The following is a 23013-nucleotide window of genomic DNA, read 5'->3' as shown; positions in this document are numbered from 1 at the left end:
TGCTGTCAAGACAGAGCCTGAGGAATGCCATGACCTTTCGATCCAGTTTCATCACCCGCCGCCAGCGTTTGGCCGCCGCCCTGATGTCGGTCACCGTCGGACTTTCGTCGATGATGATCGGCGGTTCCGCCATCGCGGGATCGGCGGACCACGGTTGCCAGTGCGGCCAATGCGCGACGGCGTCGATGGATTGTCCGTCGTGCGATTGTGGGTGTGAACCGACAGGCAAACGCAAGTTCAGCGTCGCACATACGCCGCTGTACAAGGCGCTGGACGCGTTGGCCGGCGGCATCGAACGGGCATTGTTTCTGGACCGTGACCACCACGGAAAAGTGACCCAGTGCGATGACATCACCGGATGTGACGACGCCTGCGACGCGGCGACTCTGCAAACGTTGCAGCAGTGGGAACAGTCGCCACCGCTGGCGGTGCCGCAACCGATTCCGATTGATGCAATGCCCAGCGATGCAATGCCAGTCCAGCCTTTGCCGCCGCCCGGATCGCAATACCAGCCGGCTCATCCCACGGCCCCACCGGCGGCGACGCCACAACCGATGCGTCGCATCACCACGCCGCCGCAACAAGCCGCACCACTGGATCGTTTGGATCCCCGCGCGAATCCCTTCGCCGACGACCCGATGACGTACGACCAACCGACCGGTAGTGGACTGAAACCCGTTCGCTTTGACAGTGACGTGCGGCTGAAGACCGTTCCGGTCCGACAGGCGTCACGGACCACCCATGTCAAAACCAGTGTTTCGGCATCGCGATCGACGAAGTCGCAACGCGGGGGGCGGTTGCGGTAACGCCTGCGATCATGCGGAATGATGTGTTTGGTCGGTTACCCGGTCTGTGATCGAGCAACAAGCAGGTCTTGGTAGACTTGGCGATAGTGTTCGATCATGCCAACGGTTGAGAATCGATCTTGAACCACGCGGCGGTTTTCATCGGAAAGTAATTGGCACAGGTCGTCGTCGCTCTGCATCCGCTGAATCAACCGTGCCATGGTGACGGAATCCTCCGGTGCAAATGTTTGTTCGTGATGCCGGTGTCCCAGCAGTTCTTCGCTGCCTTCGACGCGACTGCACACAACCGGAGTGCCCACGGCCATGGCTTCCAGGACCACGTTGGGCATCCCTTCGTAACGGCTGGGCAGAACCAACAACCTGGCCGCTTTCATCAGCGGTGCGACCTCGCTTTGCCACGGCAAAACCCGGACCCGGTCGTGCCCGACCGATTCTGACCAACGCACCAGGTCGTCTCGCAGTGGGCCATCGCCGACCAGGCAAAGCCGTTGGTGGGAACCGACGGGTGCGATGGTATCGATCTGGTCTTGCAGTAAATCCAGGCCCTTTTGCGGGTGCAGACGTCCGACAAACAGTGTGACCTGGCTATCCCTGGGCCATCCCCACGTCGACCAGTCGGCCGGTTGGACGTCTGCAAAGCTGGCAACATCGATGCCGTTAGGGATCACCCGCAACTGTGACGCTTTCGCACGCAGGTGCTCCGATGCGAAGGCCTGTGTTTGATTGCTGACGCAGACCAGCACGTCCATGCGACGCACCGCGGTTCGTTCCAGCCAGTTGCGCCAGCGAATCGGTTCGGCGACACGCAGGCCACCGATCCGCACCGTCGACGGCGTTGCGGCCGCCGATGCGTGAGTGCCTAGGACGTTGGCGTGGAATAGAAAGGTCTGGCAGATATCGGCGGGTCGCGCCGCCATCCATCGTTTCAAGGTTGTGTAAGCCTTGGCCGCGCCTCGCGGATGCGAGGTTCCCGCCGTGACGATGTCGATGCCGTGACCGGACAAGCGGTCAACGAATTTGGCTTGCGGCCCTTGGGGCAGGGGGGCGATGGAAAACACACGGACGTCGTCGCCGGATGCGTGAAGTCCGATGGCCAATTCGGTCAGGCATTTTTCGGCGCCTCCGACGAACAGTTCGGTGATGACGAAATCGATTCGCATGTCAGGCTTTTCGGCTGCCCAGACCGCCGGAGGCTTCAAACAGGGTCAATGCGTCCCGGGTGTTTTTCACGTCATGGACACGAATCACGTGTGCACCGGCGGCCGCGACGGCCAGACTGACGCCCAATGTTCCCGCGGTGCGATCGGCCTGTTTGTCACCGATCAGTTTGCCGATGAAGCCTTTTCGTGAATGCCCGATCATCACCGGTGATCCCAAGGCCACGAATCGATCGGTGGCTTTTAAGAGTTGCAAGTTGTGTTCATGTGTCTTGCCGAAACCGATGCCCGGATCCAGACAGATTCTGGATTCGTCGATGCCCGCGGCGACCGTGTCCTGACGGCGCTCCGTCAGGTATTCCGCAATTTCGGCGACGACATCATCGTACGTCGGATCGTCTTGCATGGTTTGCGGAGTGCCCCGCATGTGCATGATGCAGACGCCGGCGTCGCACCGCAGGGCGACGTCCAGCATCTCGGGATCACCCTGCAATCCTGACACGTCGTTGATGATATCGGCACCCGCGGCGACCGCTTCTCGAGCGACCACGGCCTTTTGCGTGTCGATGCTGATCGGGATGTCCAAGTCCGCGGCCAATCGTTCGATCACGGGCAACACGCGTCGGCGTTCCTCGTCGGCGTCGACGGGATCGGCGTAGGGCCGCGTGCTTTCGCCACCGATGTCGATGATGTCGGCACCTTCGTCACGCATCCGTTTGGCGGCCGCCACCGCCAAGTTGATGGTGTTGAATTGCCCGCCATCGGAAAAACTGTCGGGGGTGACGTTCAGAATCCCCATGATGCGGGGAGCACCGGTCAAATCCAGCACGCGGCGTCCCAGATTCCAATGCGTGGCGGGGTCTTTCGATGTCATCGATTCGCGGGATCTCGTCATGGAAAGCGAACGCGTTGTCTACCAGCGACTTTCCATTTGAGACACGATTCGCGAAGCGATGAATTCGACATTTTCCAGGTTGGTGGTGTCGATCGACTGACCGGCTTCCGGGACCATTCGCGAATCGCTACTAAAAGTGATCCCCGAAAGCTTTTCCGGAATCACGCTGTCTTGCATCAACGCTACACCGCCACGACCGATCCAGTTTGCATTGACGACAACGGCCGCGTCCAGCGCGCGAGGATCGTCGCTGTCGGTTTCGGTCAGCACATGCTTGATTTCCGATTGGATCGTGCACACCAGCGTGCTGTCGGCCACCGAGCTGTCGGTGACTTTGTATGGCGTCCGCATTTCGATTTCACGGACGAGTGCTTCGTGCAGCTGTGGTCCGAGTTCATGACGAAACGTTTCGTTGCGGACCGACGGCACGTGAACGGTGCGAATGCCGGATGGAAACAAACCTGCGTTGCCGAACTGATAGGGGGCACACCCGGCACTGCCGACCGTCATCACGATCAACGCCGAGGCCCACCACAAACTAGTAGCGGGACGGAGGTGAAGACGGGCGGGCTGAATCAAAAAGCACACGACAAAGCTTGCTTGCGGAATTAGCGCAGAATGGTTTCGTAGGTCGGTTCCAGCGGTGGCTTGTTGTTGCCACGATCGGGGAACAGGTTTTGCAACCACGACAAACGCTTGGCCGGACGCACTGGTTGATCATTGACCGCTTGCAATCGTTCGCGGGCGGTTTCGGCAAACGGCGTGTCGGGATAATTGTCCAAGATCCGTTGATAGTAGCCGGCCGCGGCGCCGAAGTATTTTTGCTTGTCACGATACTGGGCGCGTTTGAACAGCTTTTCGGCTTTCAAGTAATCGATTTCTGCGGCCGCACGTGCGACCATGTCGGCGTACTTTTGGTCCCGCATTTTGTCGGGGAAGCGGGTCCGCGTTTGTTTGACCAGTTTGTCGGCTTCGTCCAACAGCAGGGCGCTGTAGTGCGGGCCGGCGTAAACTTCCAGCTTGCACCGGATGCCCATCAGGTGGGCCAAGAACAGGTGTTCGCTGTCGGGAAACGATTCTCGTAGGTCGGTCAAGAATTCATCCGCCATTTCGAATTTACCTTGGCGAATGTATTCGGCGGCAGCGGCCATCGTCGCATCGTCGGCCAGCCGTCCGGTCGGGTCGTCGTAGCGGATTTGGTCCAGGACGCGGACGGCATTTCCGTCGGCATCCAAACGCGGCTTGGTGCGATCAAAAAGGTCGAGCGTGAACCAGTCGTCTTCGGTCGCCCTTTCAACATCGATCCAGTAACGGCTGATCGAAAACAGTCGCGCGGCGACACGGTCGTTATGACGGTTGCGGGGAAAGTCTTTTTGCAGCGTTTGATAGACGTCGACCGCGTCGGGCAATCGATCGGCAAAGAACAGACTTTCGCCACGCATCATCATGGCGTCTTGTTCGATCGCGGTGCCCGGTGCGGCTTCGGCCGCACGTTTGAACAGTTTGGCTGCGCCCAGAAAAGCGTCTTGCGCTTCCTGGCGATCCATGCCGCTGGCACGTCGGAATTCCGCGTCACCCTGCTGATACAGGTCTTTGGCTTTCGAATGGTCGACCTGTTCGCGTCCGGTGACGAAGTTCATCACGCTGGTCGCCTGGTCTTGGGTGGTTTCCCACGTGGTCTTGTCGGCGGCGGTCGCTTCGATGTCACTTTCGGTCGTGTGACTGACTTGGGAAATCAGGTTTTCACGTGCCGGCGGCTCGTCTACTGCGTTCACCGATTCATCGGGGCGGCCAAAGATTTCGCCGAACCCTGTTGGCGTCCCCGGGATCGATTGGCATCCGGTGACGCAAGCCAATGCGACCAACGACCAGGTCGTGGTCAATGCGTTTCGGCATCGCCGGGACGACGAGATCGGACTTGGTTGGGGGGCTGATTTCATTTCACGCCTCGACCGTTGAATTCCGTTTCCAGTTGGTTGGGCAGGTACGGCATCATCCGTGGCGATTTGCCCAGCAGCGATTGCAAGTATCGGTTGATCAGCGTCCGAATCGGACCGTAATGCCGGGAAGCAAACGGATCCGCTTGGGGGACGTCCAAGGGCAAGCCGAACAGCCCGCGCAGAATGTCGACCGTTTCGCGACCCAGTGAGATCACCTGTTGCTGTCGCGATCGACAGGTTTGGCAGACCAATCCACCGGCGTCCAAGGCGAACGACAAACGTGATTCCGGCTGGATCGACGAACCACAATGCGTACAGCGATCCAGGCCGGGGGCATTGCCCAGCAGTTTCAACGCCGCGGTGTCGAAACGCAGCAGCGCCATGGGGACGTTTCCGGTCCCGTCGATTTGCGTCAAGGTTTGGATCGTCAAGTCGTACAGTTCGGGCAGGGGATCGTGATCATCCGTCAGCAACCGCAACATTTCTGCGACGTAGTAGCCGGCGTAGGTCCGTTCCAGCGATTTTTCAGCCGCGCGGAACCGGCGATGCAGCTTGGCCTCGGTCAACAGATCGAGTCCCGCATGCGGTTTGCGAATGACGACTACACGACAGACCGACAACAGGTCAAGCGAACCTTCGAAAGGACCTTTCGGGCGACGGGCCCCTTTGGCCAGTGCCGACAAGCGTCCGAAGTCCCGACTGAGCATCGTGACGATCAAACTGGTTTCGCTGAATTCGACCGTCCGTAGCACCACGGCGATGGAAGTTTCACCGATCAAGTTTCACAGCTCGTCGGATTCGTCGGATTCACCCAAACGGCCCAGCGAAGCCAGCAACTCGCTCATTTCCGCCGCCGCATGGGCGTCATTCTGGGCCCGTGCTTGGTCGATCCCGTCACGCAAGAACGTGCGGGCTTCGTCGATACGTCCCAGGTCGGCCAATTGCTGTGCGGCCATGAAGAATGCCGGAACGTAGGGCGGTGTTTCACGCGACAGTTCACGCAGACCACGGATGCTGTCTTCGTGTCGGCCTTCGCGACGCAATTCCATCGCCAAGCTGTAACGCAAGAAAACGTCCTTGGGATCCTCCGCCAACATGGCTTCGATCTTTTCTTTGCGATTCATCGGGGCGGTTCCGTCGTCAAGGATTTCGGTGCTGATCCGCCGCATGCCGACCGTTGCGGCGCGGCGGCGCTGGGTGTCGTCAAAGTTTACGCGGTTGGAATTTTTGTTGCGAACCACCAATTTGGCTGAAAGGTCATAAGCTGAACAGCCGATAGCTTGGATGATGAACCAGATCTTCTTATGGACCTCCAAGCGAGATCGACGGATGCAACGCGGCACCCTTTCCCGTTACTTGATGCACGGCATGCTGGCCACCGCCAGCGTGTTTACTTTGGCCGTTCCAGCGATGGCTCAATCGGCGACGCAGGCACAGCCAGCGGTGACACACGCTGTCGGCGGCAATGCGGCACACGACGGATCAATGATTCGTCAGGTGATCGGCAAGCAGCCCAGCAGCCAGCCGCGCCGTGCCCTGAATATCTTCGGCGGACGCACGACGTCGTCGTCCAGCAGCAGTAGTAGCAGCAGCAGCGGTCGCGGGTTGTTGGACGGATTGTTCGGCAGCCGATCGTCGTCATCTTCGTCGGCCGGGACCGCTGCGGCACCGATCAATCCCGGCAGCGTGCCGGCGCCCGAACCGGCGGATTGGGACGGCATTCCCTATCACCAGGTGCAATCGTCCAACAGCCGCAATGTGCCACAGCCCATTCGGGATCCGTCGGCGACCGCGAACACCTCGCGACCGGCGCCCATGCCGCGTCCGGCACCGGCACCCCGGACAACGACGCCGCAACCGCAGTTGTCCAACGTTCCAAAGCCGCCCGCCGATGACACTCGCATCGTTCGTCGTCGCACCACCAGCACGATCGACGTCCCCACGGTCGACCAACCCGCCGTCGTCAGTCGTTCGACCAGCCCGCTGTCGGATCAGTCCAGCAGTCGCCGGTCGTCGCGTCTGTCCAGCCGTGATATGACCGAGGAAAAGCTGTCCGCCGTCGAAAGCATTCAGCAGCGTCGTCGCGAGATCCGAAGCGATGATTCCATCGACGATTTGGTGCCGCGTGTCGCTCGCCGAAAGTTGACGCCGACCGAAGAAACCAAGGCGAAGACGCAGGCAAAGACCAACGCCCCGGCATCGGCCGACGTCGCAGAATCGAAGCCCCAGACGAGCGGATCGTCACGTCGCCAAGCCGAAACACCGCAGTCGAAGAATACTGTCGCCAAAGCCGAAGCAAAGCCGGCACCGACGCCCAAACAGCCGGTGCCTTCGGCAGAAGTCACGACCATCGCCAAGACATCTGCCGCTCCGGTGCAACAAGATGTTGCGTTAACGCCGCCGGCCGACACGGCAACCGCGACCGAATCGGCAACGACACTGCAACCACCGACTTCGCAGCCCTACGCGGCATCCCAGCCGTCGCCCAGCTTGGCGATTCCGCCGGCTCCCAGCGACGCGCCCGCTGCGCCGACCGGCAACGCCACCACCAACGGACAATTGGCCGGTTATCCCAACAAAGACACCGTCAGCACGCCACCGGCGCTGCAGATGCCGCCCGCGGCTAGCAACCTGTCCAAAACCGAATCGACGAACAGTGCCGACAATTTCGCGGCCACCGATCCGTACGGCCAACGCGATGCCGCCGCCCTGTCGATGCCCGCGAACGCTGCATCGTCCACCGCGGCATCCGAACCGGCGACGACTGAAAAACAGTTGTCGGCCAGCGGTTCATCCGTGACCGAGGTCAACCAGGGCGGCATCCCCGCGATGTCGATCCCGGCGACCTCGGATCGGTCGACACGCCAGTTGAACGCCGGCGAGACAGCCGTTGCAACCGAATTGCCGTCCATCCGTGTGATCACGCAAGGCCCGGCGGAGATGATGATTCGCCAGACTCGTCCCTATGTCGTCCGCGTGGAAAACCGCGGCAGCATTGACGCCGAAGGCTTGTTGGTGCGTGCGTTGGTCCCGGACTGGGCCGAAGTCAAAGGCCAGCAAACGACCGACGGCAGCGTGGAAAGTGGCCCCGAGGATTCCGCCGAACGTTTGGTTTGGACGATCGATCGCTTGCCCGCCGGACACAGCGAAACGTTGACCATGCAGCTCAAAGCGATGCGTAGCGGCTTGTACGACGTCGATGTCGATTGGACGCTGGTGCCACAGCGCAGTGTCGCCAAGGTGCGTGTCCAGCAACCGAAGTTGGCTCTGTTCATCGACGGTCCCGACGAAGTCGTCTACGGCGAATCGGAATCCTACAAGGTTCGCGTGCTGAACCCCGGCGATGGGGTTGCCCCGAACGTCGTGTTCACGCTGTCACCAAATTCCGCGACGCCTCAATCGCAAAAGGTCGGTGACATTCCGGCCGGCAAGGAAGCACAGTTCGAAGTCGAACTGACGGCCCAGGACTTGGAAGACTTGCGTATTCACGGTTTGGCCGCGGGCGATCTGGAACTGCGTGCCGAAGCGGAAAAAGTCATCCGCGTCAGTGCCGCCAAGTTTGAAGCCGTGTTGAGCGGTCCCGAACTGAAGTACCAAAACAGCGAAGCGTCCTATCACTTGGACCTGCAAAACGTCGGCACCGCCGTCAGCAAGCACGTCGTAGCGACGCTGACTCTGCCGCCCGGTGTGAAGTACTTGGGTGGGCTGGACGGAGCCAGCGTCAATGGCAGTCAGTTGCGATGGAAGATCGATTCGCTGTCGCCCAAGGCAGGACGCAGCTATGACTTCCGCTGTCAGATGACGACGACCGGCGAACAAGTCTTTGCGTTCGATTGCCGCGGTACCGCCGCCGGCAAAGCGGAAGTCAGCTTGGGAACCGCAGTCGAAGCCATCGCCGACTTGGTGTTGTCGATCAACGACCCGCCGGCGCCCGCACCCGTCGACCAAGACGTGATGTACGAAATCGTTGTTCGCAACCGCGGCAGCAAGGAAGCACGTCAAGTGCGTGCCATCGCCCAGTTCAGTCACGGCATCGAACCGACCCGGATCACGGGACAAACCGGCGAAGTGTTGACCGGACAGGTCTTGTTCGACCCGATCGATCGTATCGCTCCGGGGCAAGAAATCCGGCTGCAGGTGGTCGCACGAGCCCAGAATGATGGTCATCACCGATTCCGGACTGAGATCCGCAGCGGTGACATCACGCTGATGGCCGAAGAAGCGACCCACTACATGAACCCGCGTAGTGATCGCGTCAGCCGTCGCAGCACGGACGCCAGCAATCGCTGATTGTTCCGGCCGCAAGGCCCGCAGGCGGCGTTGATTGCCCGGTCGGATTGACCGGCCGGGCGTGTGGCGATCGATTCGTCGGGTCGGCCTAAGGGTCGACCGAGATGAATTCCAACGGCTGGGCTTCTTTGACGTCGGCGACTCGAATCGCCAGTTCACCGGCCAGCAACTGGCGGAATGATTTGCCGACGATTTCACCGCGCCAGCCTTTCAACAGGCTCGGCGTCGGGTCGCCCGGTTTGGGATCCAGTTCATAGCCCAGCAATTCACGTACGTCTTCGGCATTGCCGACGATCGATGGCGATAAACGATGTTGGCGACTGATACAGGCGATCGACGTCGACAGGAACTGGCTAAGCATCGGTGAAACGACGCGTCGTGATCCCTTGGCCTTTTGTGGCAACTGTTCGTCGGGAACGTCGATCGCTTTTTGAATCGCCGCGGCGATGTTTTCGTACTGTGATTGAAGGTTGCGACGTTCCATGCCGCGAATGCTGCGGATGCGTCGTAGGTCGGTGCTGCCGCGACGGGCGAGTTCGACGATCAGATCGTCCCGCAAGACACGCTTGGGAATCCGATCCCACTGTTGAGCGACGCTTTCGCGCCACAGCCACAGCTGTCGCACCATTTCCAGTTGTCGCGGACGCAGGCCCGACGAACCGCTGACGCGACGCCAGTTTTCCTGCGTTTCGGCGCGTATGATTTTTTCTTGAAAGACCTGCGTTTCTTCATCGACCCAGGCTTGGCGACCCAGCGTGTCGATCTTGCGACGGATCTTGTCGTACAACGCACGCAGGTCAGTGACATCTTGCAACGCGTAATCCAACTGTGCGTCGGAAAGCGGGCGTTCACGCCAATCAGTCCGGGTTTCCCCTTTGGGCAACTTTTTGTTCAACAACCGCTGAACGAGAGTCCCGAGGGAAGCCGGATATTCGATGCCGACAAAACCTGCGGACAATTGCGTGTCGAACAAGCCGGCGATCGGCCGTCCGGAGAAACGAAAACAGAAACGAGATTCTTCACGTGCCGCGTGGGCCAGGACCGTGCGGCCTTCTTCGGCCAATAGATTCCAAAACGGTGTGGTGTCACCCGCCATGTAGGGATCGATGACAGCCAAAACGTCATCGGCAGCCACTTGGATTAGACACAATTCCGGACGATAGCTGTCCTCGGAAACGAATTCCGTGTCAAATCCGATGACGTCACATTGGGCCAGTTGATCGCAAAGGCGATTCAACTGTTCGGGGGTCTTGATGGCTTGGTATTGCAAGGTCGACGATGGCGTTTGAAAACGTGGTCGGCTGGATGCGATGAATGTAGTGCACGCGGAGCCGATGGCCTATCCGACAACCCCGCACCACGGAATCGAAGTTGATCCGCGAACCCAGGCCTAGTGTGATCCGGTGCAGTGTCGCCCGGTACGGTGTTTCCAGGCACAGCCCCTGCGGGCTCGGTAACACTCGACGCACGACCGCTGCGATGATGCAATCGGCGACCGGTGAGGTCGACGACGCAGGCGGCAATAACGTCCCTCAATTGTTGGTCAGCGTGCAAGATTGGCCAGAAGCGATTGCGGCGATCGATGCTAACGTGGATCTATTGGACTTCAAATCGCCTTCACGCGGTCCATTGGCACCAGTATCGCCGACCCTGTGGCAAAGGGCTGCGTGTCAAATGGGGACAGGCACCCACGCAGGATCGTCCAACGTTCCGCGATTGTCCGCCGCCCTAGGAGAAACGGACCAGGCACGTGACGTGGCGGCGTCGGTCCCGTCCGAGTTCGCCTACGCCAAGGTTGGCCCATCGGGTTGCGGTTCTCGAGCCGAATTGATCCGGCTTTGGGACCAGATTCGGAACGATCTTTCGCCACACACGCAACTGGTTGCGGTTGCGTATGCGGATCACCAAGCCGCGAGATGTCTTCCCTGGGACCAGGTGCTGATGGCGGCGCTGCACGCGGGGATGACTCGGTTTTTGGTCGACACTTTCGATAAAACGTCCGCGTCATCCATCCAGTTGTTGGGGTGGCACGGCATGGCCCGTTTGCACCAGCGTTCGCGTCAGGCGGGTATCCGCTGGATGGCCGCCGGGCGTCTGAAGCTGACCGATGTGATGGGATTCGCCAGGCATGATTGTTTGCCTGACGGTTTTGGCGTGCGTGGTGATGTGTGCGGGGGCAACCGAGTTCGCCCCATCGATCGCCAACGTGTGGATCGTTGGCGTCGTCAGGTCGCGTTGTGTCGGAACGAAAATCCGTGAAACAAGACCTATGAAAAAGGGCGCGATGTCAGGCCCAATCCAGACCGGTCAGACGTCGCAAACGTTCTTCGAAATTTCCCAGCAATCCGCCCACCAAGACCCAGCCATCGGCGCGACGCAATTCGATTTCGCCGTATTTGTTGATGCGGACGATGGAATCACCGGTCACGCCGGCTTGATGCAACTCCTTGAAGTCGATTTCGCCTTCGTTCACAACGTCAAGCAGCGTCTTGCCGGTCAGCTCGATGAATTGCATCGCGATGCATCCTGGGATTTCGATCGAGAAAGAATAGGAAAAGTGGGGAGACAGTGTTTGGGCCAGTCGATCGCGGCCGTCTGGGCATCCGCCACTCGGGCTGGAAAAGGTGTCGTCTGAGACAAGTTCGCGATCAACACCAAACACTGTCACGGTGCGTGGAGTCCGGCAATCAAAGCCGCGACCACCAATTTACACCGGTCGGCGCTTCTGGCGATATCGGGTGTCACCGCCCGACCGCCGTCGTCGAAGCGACCACGAGGCATTCTAGTTCGACAAAAAAACGGGACGTGAAAAAAACAAGGGACCCCATTTCCGCCTCAACGCGCATTGGCGTCGCCACGGGGGCCATGCGGAATTCACGCTATTTACGTCCGGTAATTATCTTTGGTATCTCCGCACCGATGGGCCGTGCGGAACGTCGGCGTTTCCTTGATTTGGAACGCGGCACCGGGCACCGGCCGACCGCCAGTGGTTGCCGGGCGATGGCCTTCCCCTGACACGTTGGGAGGCAAAAACATGTCATCGATCTTTACGGTCTATTTGATCGCCGCAGCCGGTCTGCAATCAGCTTCTTCGGCTCACCGCCAAGTGGCCCGCGTCGACTTGATTGAACTGAATCATTTCGTGGACGAAGAAGGCCGCGAAGTCTTTCGGCAACTGATCTTCTACGATTGGTCCGATCAACAGAACCGTTTCTTGGTGCGTTCATGGCGATTGATCAAGTCAGCCGATCATCTGCCCAAACGTTCGTGGAATCCGCGAGGCTATTTTGCGTCGTGGCGTGAAAACGGCAGCATTCGAAGAGTCGAAGCCAGCCAATTTCGCGAAACGTGGACACAGAAAGATCCGGAGAAACAAAACAGGCGTTGGCTGCCCGAGGATCAACGCAAAGCGTTGTGGCCCGAAACGCCGGCAAGCCGTTGATCTTGCCTGCAACCTGATAACGCTGCGAAACGTCGATCGGTGACGTGTGCCAATCGGTTAGGAAAGCGTCGCTCGGGTGGCATCCGGCAACACGCGATCCAAGAACCCTTTCGCGTGATCCAAGATGCAATCGTACTGAAGCGTTTCGACGTCTTCGCCGATGACTTCGACTTCGATCGGACCGCGATAGTTGTGCATCCGCAGCGTTTGCAACAATGTCGCGATCGGGACGTTGCCTTCGCCCAACAAGCAACGATTCATTTCGCCCAGCGGACAATGATGACCGTCGCCAAGCTGCACCAGACGCAGGTGCGGGATCACGTCCGGTAACCAACGGACGATGTCATCGTCCATCCCGACATGATACGTGTCCAACGTCACACCCAGGTTCGGGCTGCCCACCGCGTCGATGATTTCCAGGCAAGATTCCAAGTCGTTGATGAACGACCATTCGTAACCGCACCCGGGATGAATCGGTTCCAACGACAGGGTGACGCCGAATTCTTCGGCCACGCAACTGACGCGTCGCAGTGCTTCCAGCAAAGTGCGTCGCACGTGATTGCGGATGTGATTGTTGCGACCGCCTGCGAGAACGATCAGGGTGCCGGCACGTAAGTTCGCCGCTTCACGAATGGCGACCATGGCATCGTCAACGGCCTCGTCAAACCGACGGCCATCACTGCCGGTAAAACCGCCGGCCCAACTGAGCGACGTGGCGCTCAGCGACGATTCGGCCAATAGTTCAACCGTCCGGTCCAAGCCGAAGTCCTCCAGCTTGGGACGATAAATGCCGATGCCGCTGAAGCCTCGATTCGCATACGCCAGGGCGTCATCCTGCATGTCCCAGCGAAGCGTCGAAAGCTGATTGATCGCTAACGTGTTCATCCGTGCGAGTGTCGATCTCCCGTCGTCCGAGCTGAGTTTCTTTCCGGGGCGTGGCGACCGTTTACGGTTGCGTCCCTGGTTCGTCGTGCCGCTGATGTCAGCGGCAGGAGTATGCCTGTCGTCGCGATCATTGTAAAGATTTGTTTGGCGTCAAAACGACCGACGACCAAAGTTTCGGTGACAAGTTTTGCTGCAACAAACGGAATGATTCACCGGAGCGGCGTGCTATCGCCGGTGTGGCAATCGCCGGCCTTGCGTGCTGGCAACGGCCAACTGATTGTTCAATTCGTCCAACGATAAGGTAACGTAGCGGATCGTCATCAATGCTTGCGGATCGATCTCACTGGCCGCCGCTTGTTTTGCTAGCTTTTCAACTTCGTTTTCCAATGCGGTCAACCATGCCGGTGTGTCCAAGCCGACGCCGGCGGGCGTTTCGGCCAATTGTTCGGCTTCTTTTTCCAACAACTCGAACTCGGCGCACAACGAGTCATCTTCGGCGGCATCCAGCGATGGTGCGACCAAGGCACGCATGCGGTCGATCGTCATGGGACGCGCGAAGCGTTCGCTGATGCGGTCGGCGACCGTCGGCATTCGCATCGCGTATTCTTTTTGCAGCTTCTGTAATTTTTGAACGTAGACCTCGGCTTCGCTGCCGATCCGCTCGCTTAGCGATCGTCGCCAGATCATGGCGGCCTGATCCATTCCCGCGTGCACCAAGACCTCGTGCGCCCACATGACGGGTTTCAAATTCCACGCGATTCGTTCGTAGCGAGCCCGGAGTCGCAAGAAATCCAAGAACATGTAAATCAGTTCGCCGCGATCACTTTGCGTCGTGGTGCTGTTGTAGTCCAGGTATTCGGCATGGTGGTCGAACACCGATTCGTAGACCAGCGTGATCGCACGCGACGCCGCGTCGACGGTGGTTTGGCCAGACAACAGATCGTCGAACAACCGAGTGTCTTGCAGAGAATCGTCGCCTTCCTTGATCGCACGCTGCAACCACGACGAAACGCCCTGGTGCAACACCGCGCGGATGTTGCCCAGTTGCAAAAAGACTTGCGTGAACAACGGATCGCCGTATCGATCGATGAACGACACCAGCGAATCCCATTTCCGGGGATCGGTCACGGTTTCCAGCGGGGACAGTCGCAGCGTCTTGCTGTGTTCCAGCCAACTGCCCAGCATGATTTCGGTCAAGCGTTCCAGCGCTGGGATCAACTGTTCGGCCAGGCGGCGATCTTGTCCGATCGCTAAATCGCGTCGCGTCTTGACCGCTTGGTCATCGCCGTCGGTTCGTTCCGATGACGATGTTTGGTGAGCTTGACGTACCGAATGCACGACGGTGGAAACCAACGCGCGAAAACCGTCGGCGAACAAACCGTCAAACTCTGTGACCGCGCCGACGCCGATCGGGTGATGCTGTTCCATCAGCCGCGCCGTTTCGATCAAGCGGCACGTTTCAATGATCAGTCCGCGTCGCGGCAGCCAATGGACCAGGTGCCGCAAGACGCGTTGCCGCAATCGTGCGACATAGATTTTGACGGGATCACCACCACGCGATAGCGGAATGTACAGCAGGCTTTTGTTGTGGATGACATCCAGGAATTCAGGAAACAACAGCCTGGCGTTTTCTGAGTTTCCGGAAATCAGTGCTGCAAATAGCGCGACCGCTTGCGGATCATCCTCGGGAAACCGATCGGTGATCTCGCCGTCCGGTTTGCCCGACATCGCGTCAATTGCGGCGCACAACAAGCGACGTGTGTCACTCATTTCGACCGCCGTGCCGATCACTCGTTCCATCAAAGAATCACGTAACAACCGTGTCCGGTCATACGCTTTCATGGATTCTTTGTCGGTCCCGGCAGGTTTGATTTTGTAGTTGCGAATGTCATCCAACAGTTCCAGTAATCCGATGCGGTTTTCCCTTGCGCGGTCGGCCCAGGACGTCAGGTAGTCCAGGCTTTCCTCAGGTGCATCGTCTGGTTTGTTGGCGCGTCGGCTGATCAGCATGTCGGCGGCCAGCGCCCACATGCGTGCCAGCGATTGCAAGAAGGCCAAATGTTCGGTCAGCCGTTTGGATTCGCTTTGCAGTTCGGTCTGACTGCCGTTTTCTTCGCCGAACTCAAAGACGGCGCCTTCATTGCCGTCGTCGGTGGAATCTTCGTAGGTGACGTTCTCGTAGGCTGCGGCGTACGGGTTTTCTTCCTGGTCGTCTTCGTCCCATCCGTCCGCTTCGTTGGCTGCGGTCAGTTCCGCATTCCAGTCGACCGAGTCACGGGATTTGCGGTGGCCGTTGCTGCCCAGGTTGAATTCCGGCGCCGACCAATACTGTTCCGCGTTGGCTTCGTAATAGTCGAACAGTTTGCGAACCAATGCCCAGTCCGGCGGTGTCGAATCTTCCGCCGTGTCGGTGTCCGATCCATCGACGTCGGTCGTGGCCGTTTGTTGACCGCGGACGCGAAGCAGCCAGCGTTCGGACAACCGCGGAAGCGAACTGCCGCCCTGAGAGAGACCGATTTCGTCGGCGCGACCCAACCAGTGAACCAGCAACGCCATCGCGGGAACAAAGTCCATTCGTTCTAACAGCGCCGAGATGACCAACGTGTAAGCACGCGGTGAATCGAACAGGTCGGCGTGTGGCGCCCAAAATTTCACATCACCCGCCGCCGCACCGCCGCGGTGCCAAAGCCGCAAGGCACGCGAAACCAACTTAGCCGACTCGTACGATTCCAACGGGTCGGTCGCTTCGATCGAATCGATCGTGTGCGCGGCGAATTGACGCCACCATTCGGCGATCCGTCGATACAGTTTTTCCAGATGATCGTAGGCTTCGGTTTCGTCGCGTGCCGCCGCTTCGCTCCAGACACGCGCGATGTATCCGAAAAGCTGATCCATCACATACAGGATGTCATCGACCCGCCCGTCGTGGACCGAGTTTTCCGGGCCGGGGTACAGCGAAAAATTGCCACCGAAACCCAGAATGTCCCATGGGTCGATCAGGGCACCGCACTGAATGGCCCGCTGCAGACGTTGGAATGCGTCATCGACAACGTCGACCGCAACCGACAGTCGACCGGCACGCAGGGCTCGCAAACCCGCGGTGACCTCACAATCAATCTTGGACAGCAGCCGGGCCGACGGAACTGCCACGACATCGGATTGGCGTTTGGCGGCGTCGGGGTATCCCATGCGGGCATACAAACGTGCCAGTTGTGCATGCTGGACCTGCATCGCGCGGCGTTTGGCCAGCGAAGCATTCAAATACTGTCGTGCGGCGCCGAAAGGTTGGTGATGCGTTTGTTGTTCGGACACCAACCGCTGGGCATGGTCTGGGGCGATCTGGGTCAAGCGATCCTTGTAGAACGCATCGCGATATCCCGCGATGGGCTTCATCAGCGATCCCAATGTGATTTCGCTGCCGTAAGCGGCCGGCCCCCAACCGCTGATGCCGGAAGCCATCAGGATCGTGCCGGCCAGCACCGATGCCGATTCGACCAGCAATTCCTCGCGACTCAGTTCCGAAGACTCGTTGACCCGATCCAGCAACGCATTGAGTGTGACCTGCCGCAGCACGAAACGGTGAAAGCATCCGTCGTCCCCGACGCTGCGATCATCCCAACCGCCGAAGTGATAGTTGGGGCGTCGATTGACGGGATGATCAAAGTCATAGGCTCGCGGATCGAATGCCAATTCATCCAAACGATCCAGGTCCATGCCCGCGGCGCGACAAATTGATTCGTCGGTATCCCGTAGCGTTTGCAGGGTCAGTTCGATGATCGCCTGGTACGGACCAGCCGAAACACCGACGTCGCGCAGATACAGCGGGATCGGGCGGACGAATTCGTGGGGGTACGGTTCGCCGCGCCGGTTTTCCAACGTGGCGACCGGGCGATAACCCACATAGTCGTTCAGCCGATCGATCGATGCGGTGACCACATCGGCATCGTTGTCACGATCCAAATGGCACAGGATCGATTCAGCTGCCTTGGCCAGAAAGAACCCGTTGAACACGTCTTCGGGTTCTTGATGAAAGAGCAGGTCGCTGTGGAAATCCAAATAGGCCGGCAGCAATTCGCTCCAAAGCAACCGTACGACACGGTCGGCTTGTTGGTGATCGGCGAATGCGGCCTGGTTCTTCTTCAGCTGCCGCAGCGTGTTGCGAAGCCATTCCTTAAGCACCAGCCATCCGGGCATCCCGATCAAAGCGTTCTCACCGATCGCCTCACCGTAGACCGTGTTCCAAGCGGCCAGCGTTGCCAGGTCTGTCTTTCCCGAGGAAAAATTCAGGTACCCGGCAAGACGCTGCAGCGGATCACGAAGATTCTCCGGTACGGCGGGGAGCAACATGGGACGAAGGGGATCACCCGAGGTGATGGTTAGTGGCTGGGGGCAAGATTCAAGCCACGGGGGCAGGGGATCGTGGGGCGGGGCGGGACGATGCGGATGTGGTATCCGGGTGCACGGGCGTCGCTTACTTAGACGACTTGGACTTGCCGGCTTTCTTCTTCCCGGCCTTTTTCTTAGCCGACGCTTTGGCGGGTTGCGACTTGGCGGCCTTGGCCTTGGTGGCTTTCGGTTTAGCGGCCTTGGCCTTCTTGGTGGTCTTGGTCTTCTTCTTGCTCGACTTGGACGAGGTGCCGGTTTGGCCACCGAAGATCGCGTCCCAGCCGTCGCTGTACTTTTCGTTAGTGCCGACTCGCAAAATCGTCATGACTTCTTTGGGTTATTGATAGGGGTAGGGAAAAGGTGTTGGGGAAAGGAAGGGAGACGGGCGGACTTTGCCAGGCGGCCAATGCCAGGTGTATCGGGCCACCGGCGAGGTGTTTCGCTGATCAGGCCGACCGTGACGTGGAAAGCCGACGTCATGCGACTTGCTTTGCCCCCCAAATTTGCCAACGCGGTCGATCGGATCCGCCCCATCGCCGCGTTTGGTCTTCGGTTGGCGAAGGGGGGCATTCGAATCACAACGGCCTTCACGGGTCCCCCCGCCCACGGAAACGCCGACGTTGGGGGAACACGAATTGGTGGCAACACGAGGGAACGCCCACGATTACCAGGAATCGGGCGACGTCCGATCGGGAGGCCGTCGCGCCGAAGCGGTGGCAAGACTTCGTTAGGTCGCGTGGATGCTCTTGTAGCGAGACTTGCGGAATTCTTCTTCGCTGACCGATCCCAGTCGTTCGCGGAGGTTACGTTCGTAGTCGTCAAAATTCCCTTCGAACCAAGTCACGTTGCCATCGCCTTCAAATGACAGGATATGCGTGGCAAGCCGATCCAGGAACCAGCGGTCGTGGCTGGTGACCACCACACAACCGGCGAAACTGGCGATCGCTTCCTCCAAGGCGCGTAGGGTGTCGACGTCCAGGTCATTGGTCGGTTCGTCCAACAACAGCACGTTGCAACCTTTTCGCAGCAACGAGGCTAAGTGCACACGATTGCGTTCCCCGCCGGACAGGGTGCCGACCTTTTTCTCTTGGTCGGCCTTCTTGAAATTGAAACGCGAAACGTAGGCACGGGAATTCAGGTGGCGGCCGCCCATTTCCAGGCTGTCATAACCGCCGCTGATTTCCTGATACACCGTTTTGTCGGGATCCAATGCGTCACGGGATTGATCGACGTAGCCCAAGTCGACGGTTTCGCCCACGCGGATTGCCCCGTCGTCGGGTTCGTCCTGACCGGTCAACATGCGAAATAGGGTCGTTTTGCCCGCCCCGTTGGGTCCGATGACGCCGACGATGCCACCCGGGGGCAAGCGGAACGTAAGGTCTTTGATCAAGACCTTGTCGCCGAACGCCTTGCTGATGTTGTTGGCTTCAATGACGACTTCGCCCAGCGGTCGGCTGGCGGGGATCTGGATCTCCAGTTCGTCGGGACGGTCCTCGAACGCTTGGGCAGCCATTTGTTCGTACGACTTGATCCGCGCCTTGCTTTTGGCTTGGCGAGCCTTCGGACTCATGCGAATCCATTCCAGTTCGCGAGACAGCGTTTTTTCCCGCGCCTTCTGTTGACGTTCTTCCAAGGCCATCCGCTTGGCACGGTTCTCCAACCATGCGGTGTAGTTGCCCTCGAACGGGATCCCCTTGCCGCGGTCGATTTCCAGAATCCACTGGGCCACGTTATCCAAGAAGTACCGGTCGTGCGTCACCGCGACGACGGTTCCGGGGTATTTCGCCAAGTGTTGTTCCAGCCAGAACACCGATTCGGCGTCCAGGTGGTTGGTCGGTTCGTCCAGCAACAACAGATCGGGCTGGCGGATCAGCAATTGGCAGATCGCAACACGGCGTTTCTCGCCGCCCGACAACTTGGTCACGTCAGCGTCACTGGGCGGCAGGTTCATGACCTCCATCGCGACTTCGACCTGGCGGTCCAGTTCCCACAAGTTGTGCGTGTCGATGGTGTCTTGCAGCACCGCCATTTCATCGCACAGTTTTTGCATCTGGTCGTCGTCGGTGACTTCGCCCAGCAAACCGCCGATTTCGTTGTAGCGATCCAAGATGGCCTGGCGTTCGGCGACCGCTTCTTGAACGTTTTCAAAGACGTTCTTGTCCGGATTCAGCGGTGGTTCTTGCGGCAGATAGCCCGCGGTGAAACCTTTGCCCAACCGCGCGGTGCCATCGAATTCGTTGTCTTGGCCGGCCATGATCCGCAACAGCGTTGACTTACCGGCGCCGTTTGGACCCAAGACGCCGATCTTGGCACCCGGATAGAACGCCAAATGGACGTCGTCCAGAACGGTTCGCTGGCCATGCTTTTTGGTCAGACCTTCGATCTGATAAATGAACTGTGTACCCATAAGGAAGCTGTAAGCGATGAGCTACTAGCGACAATAAAGTGGTGAATCGGATGAAACACGTGACATCGGTTTGGTCACGGACGTTGGATCGTTTGAATCAACGGTTGGGGTTGCCTGGATAGGTTGATCGCCGCGATGCGCCGGTGATCATTCCCATTCGATGGTCGCCGGCGGCTTGCTGCTGATGTCGTAGCAAACGCGATTGATGCCTTTGACTTCGTTGATGATTCGCGTGCTGATCTTGGCCAGCAAATCGTACGGCAGGTGGCTCCAGTCGGCCGTCATGAAATCGTCCGTGTTGACGCATCGCACCGCGACGGCGCGGTCGTAGGTTCGGGCATCGCCCATCACACCGACGCTTTGCACGGGCAACAGAACGGCGAACGCTTGGCTGGTTTCTCGGTACAGCCCGGCGTCTTGGATTTCCTGGACGACGATGGCATCGGCTTCCCGCAGGATCGCCAATTTGTCTCGGGTGACTTCGCCCAGGCAACGGACAGCCAATCCGGGGCCGGGGAAAGGGTGTCGCCATACCAAGGATTCGGGCAACCCCAGTTCCAAGCCCAGACGCCTGACTTCGTCTTTGAACAAGTCACGCAGCGGTTCGATCAGTTCGAATCCCAGTTCGTCCGGCAAACCGCCGACGTTATGATGCAGTTTGATGGTGGCCGCCGGACCATCGGGGTCGGCACCACTTTCAATGACATCGGGGTACAGCGTTCCCTGGGCCAGGAAGTGGGCGTTTTCAATCTTTTCGGCTTCGTCCTTGAAGCATTCAATGAACGCGTGGCCGATGCGTCGACGTTTTTCTTGGGGTTCGGTGATGCCGGCCAAGTCGGCCAGGAATCGATCTTCGGCGTCGACCACATGCAGGTCGGTTTGGAAGTGATTGGAAAATTCGTCGATCACCAATGACTGTTCGTTTTTCCGCAGCAATCCGTTGTCGATCAAGATGCACGACAACTGATCGCCGATGGCACGATACAAGAGCGCCGCGACGACGGAGGAATCGACGCCGCCGCTGAGCCCACAAATCACACGTCGATCGCCAACAATTCCACGGATCCGCTGGATCGCTTCGTCGGCAAAGTCGGACAAACGCCACGAATCTTCGCAACCGCAGACGCCGCGGACAAAGTTCCGCAAGATCTGGCTGCCCAGCGGTGTGTGGGTGACTTCGGGGTGAAACTGCATGCCGAAGATCGGACGGCTGCGGTGACGGATGGCGGCGAACGGGCAGGTCGAGGTGGCCGCCAATGTTTCGAATTCGTCGGCGATCGCGCTGACTTGATCGCCATGGCTCATCCAAACTTCGATCGATTCGGGCAGTCCGGCGAACAGACCATCCGACACCTGCACGTTGCAGGACGCCCGGCCGTATTCGCGGCTGGGCGTGTGGTCGACCTTGCCGCCCAGTGCGGCACACGCCAATTGCATCCCGTAACAAATGCCAAGCACCGGGATGCCCAAGTCGAACAACGCCGGATCACATTGCGGGGCGCCGTCTTGGTAAACACTCGACGGACCGCCCGACAAAATGATGCCTTTGGGGCGAAGGGCGGCGATTCGCTGGGCCGTCAAATCGTGGCGAACGATCTGGCAGTAAACGTTTTGTTCGCGGACGCGACGCGCGATCAGTTGGGCATACTGGGATCCAAAATCCAGCACCAAGATCCGCTGATCGGTTAATTCTCCGGCGACCGAAACGTCCGCTGACGACGGCCGGGTTTCTGTCGAACTCATGCCCGTATATCCCGTGACTTGGCACTCTGGCTAATCCGGGATTCTAGGAAACGACGCGCGATGTCCCAAGGGGCAACATCACGCGGCATGCGGCAAACGTTCGGATGATCAGCCCGATTCGGTGGCCGTTCGGTCTCGCCGGTTCGAATCGTCGCGTAGCTTTTGACGGGCGCGACTGAGCAGCGATCCGATGCTGTTTTCCGACATGCCGACCGTCTGGCCGATTTCGCGGTACGACTTGCCTTCCAAGTGATACATCCGCACCGCGTCGGCTTCGCGGGGGTCCAAACGCAAAATCATTTGTTCCACCCGGTCGCGGTCGATCACCCGTTCGATCGAAGTGTCGGCGGCGGCTTGCCGATCCAACTGATCGCCGGCGACCGACGGCGGTTGCTTTTGAAGCGACACCAGACGGCGGACGATCACCCGGCGCGCGATCACGGCCAAATAAGTCGCCAGAGAACAATTCCGCCGAAAGCGACGCAGCACCGCGCGATCGTTCTGCAGCAGGACGACGAAGACTTCCCCGACCAAGTCCTTTTCCGTTTCGCGATCCAGCGTCAGCCCACGCGACTGCGCCGTGTGATGGGCGACGTGAATGACCAAACCCAGGAACCGGTCGACGAACTTGTCCCAGGCTTGCGGCGCACCGGCCAGGCAGCGTTCGAGCAGACGAAAATCGACTTCGGAAAGACTCACGGGGCGGTAACTTTGAAGAGAAGACGCTTCGATCCGTCGTCGTCGCAGGGATGATTTTGGAGGCGCGTGGCGATGGCGGGACACCGGCGACGGTGCGGCGCCGGGACGCCAATAACAATGATAGTCGCCTCGCCGCAGAAATCGCAGCGATCGCCCGCGGCTTGCCCGTCCTTTTTTCATCACCACCCGATCCCGCCCGATCGGGCGGCGGTGCGAAATTGGTGTGGTGATTTGTATACGTTGCCGTGGCTTTGTGCCTGCCGAAAGGGCGGTGTTTGAGCGTTTTTGGTCTTGTGGAGGGGTTTTGCGACGACAACGTCAGCTGGAGGTGACAGATTTCGGCAAAACGTCCGGATGCGGGCT

The 23013-nt window shown here is 59.3% G+C and carries 18 protein-coding genes; 4 read left to right on the top strand and 14 right to left on the bottom strand.

Going from position 1 to position 23013, the window contains the following annotated elements; all coding sequences use genetic code 11:
* The first annotated feature begins 29 nt into the window (after positions 1-29).
* A complete protein-coding gene (locus tag Mal65_RS24040; RefSeq protein WP_145303661.1) occupies positions 30-806 on the top strand; it encodes a hypothetical protein in 777 nt (258 codons plus the stop codon).
* Between the two features lie 35 nt (positions 807-841).
* Here the strand turns inward: Mal65_RS24040 and Mal65_RS24035 are convergent, their stop codons facing one another.
* The 6 genes from Mal65_RS24035 to Mal65_RS27040 form a co-directional block, all read right to left on the bottom strand.
* A complete protein-coding gene (locus Mal65_RS24035; RefSeq protein WP_145303659.1) occupies positions 842-1966 on the bottom strand; it encodes a glycosyltransferase in 1125 nt (374 codons plus the stop codon).
* 1 nt (position 1967) lies between these two features.
* Positions 1968-2837 (bottom strand): dihydropteroate synthase, encoded by an 870-nt coding sequence (gene folP, locus Mal65_RS24030; protein ID WP_231131235.1) that lies wholly within the window; start codon positions 2835-2837, stop codon positions 1968-1970.
* Positions 2838-2876: 39 nt separating this feature from the next.
* Entirely contained in the window at positions 2877-3368 is a 492-nt protein-coding gene (gene lptE / locus Mal65_RS24025; protein WP_145303656.1) for an LPS assembly lipoprotein LptE, read from the bottom strand.
* Between the two features lie 98 nt (positions 3369-3466).
* Entirely contained in the window at positions 3467-4798 is a 1332-nt protein-coding gene (locus Mal65_RS24020; protein ID WP_165701500.1) for a tetratricopeptide repeat protein, read from the bottom strand.
* Positions 4795-5577: a DNA repair protein RecO gene (gene recO / locus Mal65_RS24015; protein WP_145303653.1), complete on the bottom strand. Its 783-nt coding sequence runs from the start codon at positions 5575-5577 to the stop codon at positions 4795-4797. Before recO ends, Mal65_RS24020 begins: the two co-directional genes overlap by 4 nt.
* Positions 5578-5580: 3 nt before the next feature.
* Positions 5581-6141 (bottom strand): hypothetical protein, encoded by a 561-nt coding sequence (locus Mal65_RS27040; RefSeq protein ID WP_196784413.1) that lies wholly within the window; start codon positions 6139-6141, stop codon positions 5581-5583.
* On the opposite strand from Mal65_RS27040, the gene Mal65_RS24005 reads away from it, so the two are divergent.
* Positions 6128-9088: a DUF11 domain-containing protein gene (locus Mal65_RS24005; protein ID WP_165701499.1), complete on the top strand. Its 2961-nt coding sequence runs from the start codon at positions 6128-6130 to the stop codon at positions 9086-9088. The genes Mal65_RS27040 and Mal65_RS24005 overlap by 14 nt on opposite strands.
* 88 nt (positions 9089-9176) lie before the next feature.
* Here the strand turns inward: Mal65_RS24005 and Mal65_RS24000 are convergent, their stop codons facing one another.
* Positions 9177-10358: a ribonuclease D gene (locus tag Mal65_RS24000; protein ID WP_145303645.1), complete on the bottom strand. Its 1182-nt coding sequence runs from the start codon at positions 10356-10358 to the stop codon at positions 9177-9179.
* Between the two features lie 209 nt (positions 10359-10567).
* On the opposite strand from Mal65_RS24000, the gene Mal65_RS23995 reads away from it, so the two are divergent.
* Positions 10568-11347 (top strand): (5-formylfuran-3-yl)methyl phosphate synthase, encoded by a 780-nt coding sequence (locus Mal65_RS23995; protein WP_145303643.1) that lies wholly within the window; start codon positions 10568-10570, stop codon positions 11345-11347.
* Between the two features lie 28 nt (positions 11348-11375).
* Here Mal65_RS23995 and Mal65_RS23990 read toward each other — a convergent pair whose 3' ends face one another.
* A complete protein-coding gene (locus Mal65_RS23990; RefSeq protein WP_145303641.1) occupies positions 11376-11603 on the bottom strand; it encodes a hypothetical protein in 228 nt (75 codons plus the stop codon).
* 519 nt (positions 11604-12122) lie between these two features.
* Between Mal65_RS23990 and Mal65_RS23985 the strand changes: the two genes are divergently transcribed.
* On the top strand, positions 12123-12530 hold the full coding sequence (locus Mal65_RS23985) for a hypothetical protein (protein ID WP_196784412.1): 408 nt from the start codon (positions 12123-12125) through the stop codon (positions 12528-12530).
* Positions 12531-12587: 57 nt separating this feature from the next.
* Here Mal65_RS23985 and Mal65_RS23980 read toward each other — a convergent pair whose 3' ends face one another.
* The 6 genes from Mal65_RS23980 to Mal65_RS23955 form a co-directional block, all read right to left on the bottom strand.
* A complete protein-coding gene (locus Mal65_RS23980) occupies positions 12588-13415 on the bottom strand; it encodes a sugar phosphate isomerase/epimerase family protein (protein ID WP_145303638.1) in 828 nt (275 codons plus the stop codon).
* A gap of 225 nt (positions 13416-13640) precedes the next feature.
* Complete coding sequence (locus tag Mal65_RS23975) at positions 13641-17762, bottom strand: hypothetical protein (RefSeq protein WP_145303637.1); 4122 nt, start codon at positions 17760-17762, stop codon at positions 13641-13643.
* Between the two features lie 124 nt (positions 17763-17886).
* Complete coding sequence (locus Mal65_RS23970) at positions 17887-18126, bottom strand: hypothetical protein (RefSeq protein WP_145303634.1); 240 nt, start codon at positions 18124-18126, stop codon at positions 17887-17889.
* A 402-nt stretch (positions 18127-18528) separates the two neighbouring features.
* Positions 18529-20208 (bottom strand): energy-dependent translational throttle protein EttA, encoded by a 1680-nt coding sequence (gene ettA, locus Mal65_RS23965; RefSeq protein ID WP_145303631.1) that lies wholly within the window; start codon positions 20206-20208, stop codon positions 18529-18531.
* Between the two features lie 147 nt (positions 20209-20355).
* Positions 20356-21951, bottom strand: coding sequence for a glutamine-hydrolyzing GMP synthase (guaA, locus tag Mal65_RS23960; protein WP_145303628.1), 1596 nt, complete (start codon positions 21949-21951; stop codon positions 20356-20358).
* 108 nt (positions 21952-22059) lie between these two features.
* Complete coding sequence (locus Mal65_RS23955) at positions 22060-22650, bottom strand: RNA polymerase sigma factor (protein WP_145303626.1); 591 nt, start codon at positions 22648-22650, stop codon at positions 22060-22062.
* Between the last annotated feature and the right edge of the window lie 363 nt (positions 22651-23013).

This window comes from Crateriforma conspicua (assembly GCF_007752935.1).
Classification (GTDB): domain Bacteria; phylum Planctomycetota; class Planctomycetia; order Pirellulales; family Pirellulaceae; genus Crateriforma; species Crateriforma conspicua.
This window is presented reverse-complemented; position numbering and strand designations above follow the sequence as displayed.

Excerpts from the sequence above, each read along its gene's own strand:
- Mal65_RS24040 (WP_145303661.1), top strand. The coding sequence starts at position 30 with ATGACCTTTCGATCCAGTTTCATCACCCGCCGCCAGCGTTTGGCCGCC.
- lptE (WP_145303656.1), bottom strand. The coding sequence starts at position 3,368 with ATGACGGTCGGCAGTGCCGGGTGTGCCCCCTATCAGTTCGGCAACGCA.
- Mal65_RS23990 (WP_145303641.1), bottom strand. The coding sequence starts at position 11,603 with ATGCAATTCATCGAGCTGACCGGCAAGACGCTGCTTGACGTTGTGAAC.
- Mal65_RS24035 (WP_145303659.1), bottom strand. The coding sequence starts at position 1,966 with ATGCGAATCGATTTCGTCATCACCGAACTGTTCGTCGGAGGCGCCGAA.
- Mal65_RS23970 (WP_145303634.1), bottom strand. The coding sequence starts at position 18,126 with ATGACGATTTTGCGAGTCGGCACTAACGAAAAGTACAGCGACGGCTGG.
- guaA (WP_145303628.1), bottom strand. The coding sequence starts at position 21,951 with ATGAGTTCGACAGAAACCCGGCCGTCGTCAGCGGACGTTTCGGTCGCC.
- Mal65_RS23995 (WP_145303643.1), top strand. The coding sequence starts at position 10,568 with ATGATGCAATCGGCGACCGGTGAGGTCGACGACGCAGGCGGCAATAAC.
- ettA (WP_145303631.1), bottom strand. The coding sequence starts at position 20,208 with ATGGGTACACAGTTCATTTATCAGATCGAAGGTCTGACCAAAAAGCAT.
- Mal65_RS24020 (WP_165701500.1), bottom strand. The coding sequence starts at position 4,798 with ATGAAATCAGCCCCCCAACCAAGTCCGATCTCGTCGTCCCGGCGATGC.
- Mal65_RS23975 (WP_145303637.1), bottom strand. The coding sequence starts at position 17,762 with ATGTTGCTCCCCGCCGTACCGGAGAATCTTCGTGATCCGCTGCAGCGT.
- Mal65_RS23980 (WP_145303638.1), bottom strand. The coding sequence starts at position 13,415 with ATGAACACGTTAGCGATCAATCAGCTTTCGACGCTTCGCTGGGACATG.
- Mal65_RS24005 (WP_165701499.1), top strand. The coding sequence starts at position 6,128 with ATGCAACGCGGCACCCTTTCCCGTTACTTGATGCACGGCATGCTGGCC.
- Mal65_RS23985 (WP_196784412.1), top strand. The coding sequence starts at position 12,123 with ATGTCATCGATCTTTACGGTCTATTTGATCGCCGCAGCCGGTCTGCAA.
- folP (WP_231131235.1), bottom strand. The coding sequence starts at position 2,837 with ATGACATCGAAAGACCCCGCCACGCATTGGAATCTGGGACGCCGCGTG.